This window comes from Streptomyces blastmyceticus (genome assembly GCF_039521185.1).
Lineage (GTDB): Bacteria > Actinomycetota > Actinomycetes > Streptomycetales > Streptomycetaceae > Streptomyces > Streptomyces blastmyceticus.
Window position 1 is genome coordinate 42,668 of the sequence record NZ_BAAABW010000026.1, and the last position, 10,069, is coordinate 52,736.

General features: G+C 72.0%; 6 protein-coding genes. 2 read left to right on the plus strand and 4 right to left on the minus strand.

The features are described 5' to 3' along the window. Positions 1–17 precede the first annotated feature (17 nt). Positions 18–3,296 (minus strand): tetratricopeptide repeat protein, encoded by a 3,279-nt coding sequence (locus ABD269_RS23060; RefSeq protein WP_344120581.1) that lies wholly within the window; start codon positions 3,294–3,296, stop codon positions 18–20. Between the two features lie 121 nt (positions 3,297–3,417). After that, positions 3,418–3,756 (minus strand): ArsR/SmtB family transcription factor, encoded by a 339-nt coding sequence (locus ABD269_RS23065; RefSeq protein ID WP_344120584.1) that lies wholly within the window; start codon positions 3,754–3,756, stop codon positions 3,418–3,420. 108 nt (positions 3,757–3,864) lie between these two features. Here ABD269_RS23065 and ABD269_RS23070 point away from each other — a divergent pair, with 108 nt between their 5' ends. Together ABD269_RS23070 and ABD269_RS23075 are read left to right on the plus strand one after the other, a co-directional pair. Further along, positions 3,865–4,386 carry a DUF6542 domain-containing protein gene (locus tag ABD269_RS23070; protein WP_344120586.1) on the plus strand — a complete coding sequence of 174 codons (522 nt, stop codon included), beginning with the start codon at positions 3,865–3,867 and terminating at the stop codon, positions 4,384–4,386. Continuing rightward, entirely contained in the window at positions 4,379–5,968 is a 1,590-nt protein-coding gene (locus tag ABD269_RS23075; RefSeq protein ID WP_344120588.1) for an LCP family protein, read from the plus strand. The genes ABD269_RS23070 and ABD269_RS23075 overlap by 8 nt, the downstream gene beginning before the upstream one ends. Positions 5,969–6,016: 48 nt before the next feature. Here ABD269_RS23075 and ABD269_RS23080 read toward each other — a convergent pair whose 3' ends face one another. Together ABD269_RS23080 and ABD269_RS23085 are read right to left on the minus strand one after the other, a co-directional pair. Continuing rightward, complete coding sequence (locus ABD269_RS23080; protein ID WP_344120590.1) at positions 6,017–8,230, minus strand: MGH1-like glycoside hydrolase domain-containing protein; 2,214 nt, start codon at positions 8,228–8,230, stop codon at positions 6,017–6,019. 91 nt (positions 8,231–8,321) lie between these two features. Beyond that, positions 8,322–9,929: a GMC oxidoreductase gene (locus ABD269_RS23085; RefSeq protein ID WP_344122011.1), complete on the minus strand. Its 1,608-nt coding sequence runs from the start codon at positions 9,927–9,929 to the stop codon at positions 8,322–8,324. Between the last annotated feature and the right edge of the window lie 140 nt (positions 9,930–10,069).

Below are 10,069 nucleotides of genomic sequence, written 5' to 3' on the forward strand. Positions count from 1 at the left end.
CCACCCGGCGCCGTGTTTCACGCACCGTCGGGCAGTACGGCCATGACCTCACGGGACCGGCGGCCTGGCACCATGCCGAGCTGCCAGGACCGCCAGCCGCTCTCCGGCTCGATCCCCTGTTGCAGGAGCAGGGCGTACGCCCCTGTCGCCTCGTCCAGCGCCGGGTCGGCCGGCCAGTCGGTATCGCGGAGTTCCTGCTGTAGTTGCGTGAGTTCTCCCTCGGCCACTGCCGATCCGATCACCGATCCGCCCGGCGAGGTGAACGGCAGCAAGGTGCAGCGCAGGAAGCGGGCCCAGGCCTCGCCTCGCCGGTCCCCGTAGCGGGTGAAGAGCCGGATCGCTTCCTCCACCAGGTCCATTGCCGGTCCGGTGCGGTCGTTGCCCGCGTCGACGACGGCGAGTTCCACGCAGGACCATGCCTCGCCGTGCGGGGCACCCGCACGCTGGAAGTCCGTCCGGGCCTCCTGCATCAGCTGCCGGGCGTAGCCGCTGTTGCGCAGTGACCGTGTCTGGGCAGCCCGTTGATCGCGGGTGACGCGGCCCGAGTGGTGGCGGGCGCAGGCCAGTCCGTAGGTGTCGTGCATGCGGCTGAACATGGTGCGGGCCTTTTCCAGTTCGCGTACTGCCGCCGGCAGGTCGCCGAGGTCTTCCAGTGCCTGTCCCAGGTGGTACAGCGTCCACGCCTCGCCGCGGGCGTCCTCGTGCTCGCGGTGCCGGGCGGCCGCCCGCCGCAGCTGGTCGGCCGCTGCCGTCGCGTTGCCGTTCATCAAGGCGGTGCGGGCGAGCTGGGTCAGTGCCCAGGCCTGGCCGCGGGTGTCCTGGGTGCGCCGGTGCAGTTCCAGGGCCTGGCCGAGCTCCTTTTCCGCGAGCTCCGTCTGTGCCGCGCACAGCCGCACCTGGCCCCGTTGGAGGTGTGTCCAGGCCTGGCCGTGCAGGCTCTCGCTCTCGTGGTGCAGTTCCAGGGCGTCGTCGAGCAGGGCGAGGGCCTGGGTGAGCTCTCCGCGGTCCCGCTCGACGGCCGCGAGTGCGTGCAGCGTCCAGGCCCTGTCGCCATCGAGTTCGGGAGTGGCCTGGAGGTCCAGTGCCTCACGCAGCTTCGCTGTCGCTTCGGTGAGCTGTCCCTGGTGGTGAAGGGTGATGCCCAGGTCCCGCAGGGCCCGCGCCGCCCCCGTCTGGTTCTGGGCGTCGAAATACAGGTCGACGACCGAGGTCAGGGTCGCGCGGGACTTGTCCAGTTCGCCCAGCTGACGCGCCGCGACCCCGGTGCGCCACTGCACCGAACGCACCAGCAGCCCTTGGCCCATGGCCTGCGTCAGCTCGTTCAGCTCTCCCAGCCGGTGGAGGTCACCGCGCAGCAGGCAGTAGTCGCACAGGGCACCGAGCAGGTGGAGCACGGCGGCCTGGTCCGAGCCCTCGGTATGGCGCAGGGCCGCCGTGATGAAGCCCGACTCCTCGTCCAGCCAGCTCAGCGCCGCGTCGAGTGAGGCGAAACCGTGGACTCCGGCGGCGCCCTTGCTGAACATGTCGGCCCGTGTGGAGGTCTTCCCGTCCACCATCCTGATCACGATGTCCGCCAGTTCCGCGTAGCTGAGGATCAGCCGGTCCTGCGCCGCGGTGCGCTCGGCGGGCCCGTCCTCGTCGTACAGCCGCGCCTGCGCGAAGGAGCGCACCAGATCGTGCATGCGGTAGCGGTTGGCGCGAACGGGCTCGATCAGACCGGCCCGCGCCAGCGTCGCCAGCCCCTCGGCGGCCTCGTTCTTGTCCTCGTCCAGCAGCGCGGCCGCGGCCGCGGTGCCCAGTGAGGCCCGTCCGACCAGCGCCAGGCGGCGCAGGAGCCGACGGGCGCTGTCGTTCTGATCGAGGTAGCGGAGCCACAGCGCCCGGTCGGCCGGGGTGCTCTGCCCCGAGGCCGCCAGCTCGGCGCCGAGCCCCCGCATGGTGCGCGGCCCCAGCGCCGAACCGGCGACCCGGAGCGCCAGCGGCAGGCCGCCGCACAGTTCCTGCACCCGCGCCAGTGCGGGCGCGTCGTAGGAGCCCGGTCCGGGCTCCCCGGCCACGGCCCGCAGGAGTTCTTCCGCGCCGGCCGTGTCCAGAGGTCCGACGGGCAGATCGTGCACCCAGGCCACCAGGTCGGGCGGCAAGGTCAGCGGGGTACGGGTGGTGACCAGGACCAGGCTGTCGGAGCCCTGCGGGATCAGCGCGCGGACCTGCTCGGCGTCGGAGGCGTCGTTCAGCACGATGATGACCGGCAGACCGGTGACGTTCTGCTCGTAGAGCTCGGACAGCCGGCTCACGTGCTGTTCCTGCGAGGACCGTTCCCTGAAGAGCAGCTGTTCGCGCGGTGCGCCCAGCTGGTTCAGCAGGTGCATCAGCGCGTCCCTGGCGGGCATCGGCTGCTCGTCCGGGCTCTCCCCGCGCAGGTCCACCGCACCGGCGCCCCGGAACTGGTCGCGCAGATGGCGCGCGGCCCGCAGCGCGAGCGTGGACCGGCCGGACCCGGGCGGCCCGTGCAGCACCACGACCGTCGGTTTGGTCTCCGTGTTCGCCCGCGCCTGGTGCACCCACTGGGCGATGCGGTTCAGCTGTGCGTGGCGTCCGGCGAAGGGGCCCACGGCTTCGGGCAGCCGGTCGAAGGACCGCTCCAGGGCGTTGCGCCGCTGGGCCGCCGCGCTGCGGTCCACCCCGCGGATCGCCGGTCCCCGTCCCGTGGTGGCCGCCGGCTTGTCCGGCCTCGGGGTACGGACGCGGGTGGTGCCCGAGACCATCCGCTGGTGGTCCAGATACGGCCGGACGCCCCGCACGTCCACCGCCGTCAGCCACTGCAGCCGCAACTGCTCCGCTCCACCGGGCTGCCCGCGCTTGCCCGCACGCCGGTGCACGGCCGGCCAGTGACCGGCCGTCAACTTCACGACGGCCGCGGCCGATCCGGCGACCGCCACCATCGCTCCCGCCCCCACGGCCGTGGCCGCGGAGGTCCCGTATCCCAGATCCGCTCCGCAGGCCGTGACCGCCGCCACGGCGGTCACCACCATGGGAGTGCCGAGCGAGGCCCGCGAGAGGCGGGTGGCCAGGGGCCGTACCGAGGCCGCGTCCGCGTCCAGGGCCCGCACATACGCCGCGTACTCCTCCGCGGCGGCGGCCGCCAGGGCGTCCACTTCGCCGAGTGCCCGCCGCATCAGCGCCTCACCGTCCGTACGCCCTCCCGAACGGCGCGCTTCGTCCTCCACGGCCCGCCGCACCAGGTTCTCGACTTCCGTACGGTGGTCCTTCCGCAGTACGCCCGGCGAACTCTGCATACGGTTCCCTTCCCCCGAATCCCTACAATGCGCTCCAAGTGTCCCGTCTCGGAAGGCATTTGGGGAGTCGGCCTGCCCTGCCGGGGCGGGCCGGCAGCGGCACGGTTGGCGAAAGCGCCGTTCAGGCGGACAACCCGTCGGCGTCCACATCCGGAGCGGCCAGCGCCAGCATCGCCCGCGCGGACGCGCTCAGGCGGGGGTCCGTCATCTCGTAGATCTGGTGGCGGCCCTCGCTTCGGGCGCGGACCGCTCCGGCGAGCTTGAGGCGGGCGAGGTGCTGACTGACGGCCTGGGCGCGGGCGCCCACGCGGAGTGCCAGTTGCGTCACGTCGCTCTCGCCCTGGGCGAGCACCCACACGATGTGCAGGCGGAGCGGGGAGGCCAGGAGCCCGAACATCAGGGCTGCCGCGTCCAGCGCCTGCGTCGGGGCATCCGCGTCCGCACCCCCTGATGCCGCCATCGGCCCGGCACCTCCCCTTCCTCTTCCACGTTTCCGGGAATCCTGTCGAACGCCCGTGCAGCACCTTAGCCCGAATGCTTGCTACATTGCGCAACTATGCAACCCGGAATGCCTGCGACAGGCCGGCGGGCCACGGCTCCGAGCGAGGGCGTGGGCCCCTCGCGCGACCCGGCCGCGCCCCGACGCCGACTGCCCACACAGCGAGGTAGAGCGACGGGCGCGCGCGGCCGGCGGAGTACCAGGGCGCGGGCGGGCGGCCGCCGGGCGGCCGTGTCCGCCCTGGTGCTGCCGGTGCTCGGCGCCGTCGTGGACGAGCTGGCCGGCTCGTCGCTGGGCTGGGCCTTCGTGGTCACGGCCGTCATCGGATCGGCACTGGCGGCCCTGACGTGCTCGCGGGCGGGCGCGTGGTGGGTGGCGTACGCGCCGCCGCCCGTGGTGATGTCGATCACAGTCGTCTCGGAGCAGTTGGCGGGCAGGACGGGCGCCCACGGCAAGGGGCTCACGACCGGGGCGGTGCACTGGGCCGTCGACGCCTTCCCCGCCATGGCGGCGGCGGAGGCCGCCGTGCTCGCCGTGCTGGCGGTGCGATGGTTCCGGTCCAGGCGAAGCGTGAGGAAGAGCGGTGCGTGAAGAACCCGGCGCCAAAGGGCGCAGCAGTGGCGGCGGGCGCGGTGACCATGCCGCGTCCGGAGGCAGGGCGGCCCGGCGCCGCGGCGGCAGGCGGACGCCCCGGACGGTGATCGCCGGACGGGCCGTGGCCGGTCTGACCTCCGCCGCCGTGCTGGCGACCAGCGGCGTCTCCTGGGCGGCCTACCACTGGATCACGGGCGGTCTCAACACATCCGACGCCCTCGACAAGGTGAGGCGGAACGCGCCGAAGCACCTCGACAACTCGGTCAACCTCCTGCTGATAGGCCTTGACTCGCGCAAGGACATGAACGGCAACGACCTCCCGAAGGAGTTCGTGCAGGACCAGCTGCACGCGGGGTCGAGCGACATCGGGTACTACAACACCAACACCTTGATCCTGATGCACATACCCGCCGACGGCGGGAAGGTGCAGGCGCTGTCCATACCGCGGGACGACTACGTCCAGACGTACAAGGGCGACGGCTCCCCGCAGGGCCACTACAAGATCAAGGAGGCGTACTCGTACGCCTACACCGCGGCGCACGACAAGCTCTACGCGGACGGCGTCCGGGGCAACGACCTGGAGGCGCAGAGCCGGGAGGCGGGCCGGGAGGCGACGCTGGCGACCGTCCAGAACTTCCTCGGGGTGCCGATCGACCACTTCGCCGAGGTCAACCTGCTCGGCTTCTACGACATCGCCAAGGTGCTCCAGCCGATCCAGGTCTGCCTGAAGCACCCGGTGCACGACCGGTACTCCGGTGCCGACTTCCCCGCCGGCCTCCAGGAGGTGAACCCCAAGCAGGCGCTGGCCTTCGTCCGCCAGCGGCACGGGCTGGACGGCGGCGACCTGGACCGGACCCACCGTCAGCAGGCGTTCCTCTCCTCGGTCACCCACAAGCTGAAGTCCCAGGGCACCTTCGACAGCCTCGGCAAGCTGCAGGGCCTGTTCGGCGTGGTGAAGAAGGACCTGGTCATCGACAGCAAGCTGAACGTCATCGACTTCGCCCAGCAGGCCACCAACCTCACCGGCGGGAAGGTCGAGTTCAACACCCTGCCGACCGAGGGGTCCGCCATGCGCAACGGCGAGGACGTGGAGCTCGTCGACCCGGAGAAGATCCGGGCCATCGTGCGCAAGACGATGGGCGGGCAGGACGCCTCCGCGACGCCCGGCCCGGACGGCAAGAAGTCGTCCGCACCGGCGAAGCCCGCACCGGCGACCGTGGACGTCCTCAACGGCTCGGAGAAGACGGGCGCCGCCGAGGACGAACTCAAGGCCCTTGCGGCCATGGGCTATACGGCGGGCCAGGCGTCCAACACCGCGCCGCAGGAGGCGACGACCGTCGTGTACGGCGAGGGCGCGCAGACCGCCGCCCAGCAGATCGCGGCCAAGCTGGGCGTGACCGTCGCGCCGTCCGCGAGTTCCTCGGTGCCGGCCGGACACGTCCAGGTCACCCTGGGCCAGGCCTTCACCGCCCCCGCCGCGGGCCCCTCCCCCAGCCCGTCGGGCTCTTCCTCGTCGGCGCCGTCGGGCGACTTCGCGGGCGAGTCGGTGAAGGAGGGCGGCATCCCCTGCGTCAACTGAGCGGGCGTTCGGGGAACCGGCCTCCGCGCCCTGCCGGTTCCGCCCCGGTCATCGCCCGGCGATCAGCGGCAGCAGCAGCGCCGCGGACCAGCTGAAGTTGGGCGAGTTGAGGGCGGCTCCGCTCAGCGGGTCGTAGTTCTCCATGATCGGTCCGTCGCCGAGCAGACCGGCCGCCCTCCCGGTCAGCCTCGCGGACAGTGTGTCCGCGTCGCGGCCGAATCCGTAACGACGCATCCCGGCGATCGCGAAGTACGCCTGGTCGAGCCAGACGGGACCGCGCCAGTACTGCCGGGCGGCGAAGTACGGCGAGCTCCTGGAGACCGTCGGCAGGGGCATCTCGGTGGCGAACTCGGAGGGATCCAGGAGTCGTTCGCGTACGGCGGCTGCCTGGTCCCGGGTCGCGACACCGCTCCACAGGGGGACCACGCCCTCGATGCCCCTGCCGCGGTCCGTCAGCCGGGTGCCGGAGCCGAGCGCGGTGTCGTGGAACCAGCCGGTCGCCGGGTCGTACATCCTCTCCCGTACGGCCCTGCCGGTGGCGGCCGCCCTGGCCCGCCAGCCGTCGGCGGCCGTCCGCTTGCCCAACTCCGCGGCGATCCGGGCCAGATGCTCCTGGTCGAGGGCGAGATAGGAATTGAGGTCCACGGACTCCTGGGTCAGCGAGTAGCCGACCACCTGCCCCGATCCGTCCCGGTTCGGCACGACCGAGGTGCCCGACGCGGCGTCGAACCGGGGCGCGTTGTCCATGCCGCTCTCCCAGGCTGCGGCCAGCCGCTGCTCCCCGGGTGAGCCGTTGGCGGGGTCCACGGTCGCGCCGTACTCCGCGAGCCCGTTGTGGTCGTGGTCCCGGTTGCGGTACCACCACTCCTCGTACGCGGCCAGCTTCGGGTACACCTCCCGCAGGAAGTCCTTGTCCCCGCTCCGCTCGTAGACCTGCCACACCGACCAGGCGCCCAGCGGCGGCTTGCTGTTCCGCTCGTTCCAGTTGGTCCCGCCCCGCCGCGGGTCGTTGTAGAAGACGGCGTCCGGGATCATCCCCGCGTCCTGCGGGCGGGTCGTGGAGCCGGGGCGTATCTGGTGGTCGAGCACCGAGCGGATCTGCGCCTCGGCGAGCCCCGTGTCGAAGCGTGCCGTGCCGACCGCCTGCTTCCAGGTGTCCCAGGCCCAGAAGCCGCCCGCGAACCACTTGTACGAGAGGGACGGCGTGATCCCGTCGTGTGCGAGACTCCCGGCGGCGCCGCGCCAGTTGGTCACCAGCGTCTCCAGCGCCTTGACGGCGAGCCGCCGCCGGCCGGCCGGCACCCCGGCGGTCACGCCGTCGACGTACCCTCGCCAGCGGGCGTCGGCCGCCCAGACGGTCCGCGCCGGGTCGGCGAGCACCCGCCGTACCTCACCGGCCTCCCCGGTGCGCTCGGCCTGCGTGAAGGTGTAGCTCTCGGTCCAGTCCAGGAAGTGCGCCGCGCCGGGCGCGAGGGTGAAGGGCGCGGCCAGTTCCGTACGGTAGGAGTCCCCGTCCCCCGACACGGACGTACGCACCGGGTCCCGGTGGCGGACCTCGAACCGTTCGGTGCCGTCGGTGAGGAAGTCGTCCGCCGCGCGCACCTTGGCGAAGTCGACGGCGACGCCCCGGGGCGCGACGGCCAGCGAGGGCGCCTGCCTCATGGGCGCCTCGGCGGGCCGCAGCAGACTTCCGGTCCAGTCGGCGCCGAGGGTGCGCGGGACGTGGCCGGTGTTGCGCACCACGGCCCCCACCAGCGCGGTGCGGTGCGTGGCGTACCGGAGCTCAAGGGTGAGCCGGAGGCCGCCGCCGAGGTCGTAGGCCTGGGCCAGGGATCCGGGCCGGGAGGTGAAGCGCGGCGGGCCACCGCCGGCGAGGTCGAGCGCGCGGCCGTCCTCGCTCAGCCGGATGCGGCTGAAGGAGGTGCTCAGCCACCAGGGGTACTCCTGCGCGATGTAGAGGGGCCCGGTGAATCCGCCGTAGCCGCCCGGGGCGTCCGCCGCCGGCAGGGCGTAGGCGTGCCAAGCGCCCCGGTCGGCGAAGACGTTGATCGGGTTGTTGTCCTTCTCGCGTCCGGGAAGCGCCGCTGTCGGGGCGCCCCGCAGATCGAGCACGTCGTCGTAGCCGTTGCCGGTGCGGTCACGGTCGTGGTTCAGGGAGGCCGCCGTCCACCGGGGCGGGGCGGCGGCCGTCGGCCGGCCGCAGGCGGCGGCCACGGCCACGAGGAGAGCGAGGGCGAACAGGACGCACGAGCGCGGGCGCATCGGCGAATCCCCCTTCTTCCAAGGGCCGGGGCCGAGATCCGGCAAGGGTGTCCGGCAGCCTGGGACAGGCGCCGCACCCGCGGACCGTGGTTCAGGACGCGGTGACGTCCTGCTTGATGACGCGCTCGATGTTCCGCTCCGCCAGCGCGGTGATGGTCACGAAGGGGTTGACGCCGATGCTGCCGGGGATGAGCGAACCGTCCGTCACATAGAGGTTCTTGTAGCCGGAGACGCGGCCGTAGTTGTCGGTCGCCTTGCCCAGGACGCAGCCGCCGAGCGGGTGGTAGCAGAAGTCGTCGGCGAAGTTCTTGGCCTGGCCGCCGAAGAGGTCGTACCGGTAGATGGTCGTGCACGCCTTGTTGATGCGGTCGAACAGCGACTTGGCGGCGTTGACCGCGGGGGTGTTCTGGTCGCGGGTCCAGCGGAGGTTCATCGCGTCGCGGGCGGCGTCGTAGACGAAGGTGCCGCGCTCGGGGTTCTTGGTGATGGCCAGGTAGAGGCTGACCCAGGTCTCCAGGCCGGCGGGCATGGGGGCGATCTCCGCGAAGACGGGGGCGTCGCGGTTGTCCCAGTCGTCGATGCCCATGGCGGGGATCGAGGACTGGTGGGCGCCGGTGGGGTTCCAGATGTGATTGGCCCGGGCGGTCATGATGTTGCCGTTGGGGCCCCAGCCCGCGCCGACCGCGGAGCTGAGGTCGGGGAGGGCGCCGGTCTCCCGTGCGCGGAGCAGCAGTTCCGTGGTGCCGAGGCTGCCGGCGCCGAGGAAGAGATGACGGCAGCCGATCTCCTTGGTGGCCAGCAGGCGGCCGTTCACGTCCTTCTGCTCCACCGTCAGGACATAGCCGCCGCCCTTCTGCTGGCGGATGCTCTTGACCTGGTGCATCGTCTCGATGGTGACCTTGCCGGTGCCGAGGGCGGCCGCCAGGTAGGTCTTGTCGAGGCTCTGCTTCCCGTGGTTGTTGCCGTAGATGACCTCGGTGGCCAGCGCGGACTTCGGCACCTCACCGGCGGCCTCGCGCCGCATGTAGTCCCAGTCGTAGACGTTGGGGACGAAGACGGTGCCCAGACCGGCCTTGCCTGCCTGTTCCCGGGAGACGCGGGCGAACTTGTACCACTCGCTCTCCTCGAACCAGCCGTGGTCGATGTGGTTGACCCGCAGTGCGGTGTTGGCGCGCGGGAAGTAGCGGTCGTACATCTCCGCCGCGTCGACCTGCGGCAGGACCTCCTCGAAGTACGAGCGCTTCGGCGTCACGGCCATGCCGCCGTTGACGAGGGAGCCGCCACCGACGCCGCGTCCCACGTAGACGGACATCTGGTCGAAGTTCACGCGGTCCAGCACGCCCGCGTAGGGGTCGATGTTCTTGTTGATCACATCGAGCCAGAGGAAGCTGCCGAGCGGGGCCTCGGTGCGGTTCTTGAACCAGCTGGAGCGCTTGTCGGGGCTGAGCATCCCGCTGAAGACGTTGCCGTCCGGGCCGGGCTGGTTCCACAGTTGGCCCATTTCCAGCATCAGCGTGGGGATCCCCGCCTCGCCGAGGCGCAGCGCGGAGACGGCCGCGCCGTAGCCGGTGCCGACCACGACGGCGGGGACGAACGTCCCGCCGTCGCCGCCGGTGCCGGCGGCGGCCGCCCGGGGGGCGGCGGTGATCGTGCTCTGGCCGGCGAGCGCCGCGGCGCCCAGGGCCGCCAGGCCGAGCATGCGGCGACGCGACAGATGCTGGTGTGCTGACACGCTGTGTCTCCTGAACTTTCGGGGGAGAAAGGCGGATCCGAGAGGCGGTGGGACAACACGGCCGGGGAGGTGTCTCGCCATGATTCGGTCCGCAACGGACGCTATGG

Bases quoted from the DNA above. Each gene is read 5' to 3' on its own strand.
- ABD269_RS23085 (WP_344122011.1), bottom strand. From the start codon at position 9,929: ATGCTCGGCCTGGCGGCCCTGGGCGCCGCGGCGCTCGCCGGCCAGAGC.
- ABD269_RS23070 (WP_344120586.1), top strand. From the start codon at position 3,865: ATGCCTGCGACAGGCCGGCGGGCCACGGCTCCGAGCGAGGGCGTGGGC.
- ABD269_RS23060 (WP_344120581.1), bottom strand. From the start codon at position 3,296: ATGCAGAGTTCGCCGGGCGTACTGCGGAAGGACCACCGTACGGAAGTC.
- ABD269_RS23080 (WP_344120590.1), bottom strand. From the start codon at position 8,230: ATGCGCCCGCGCTCGTGCGTCCTGTTCGCCCTCGCTCTCCTCGTGGCC.
- ABD269_RS23065 (WP_344120584.1), bottom strand. From the start codon at position 3,756: ATGGCGGCATCAGGGGGTGCGGACGCGGATGCCCCGACGCAGGCGCTG.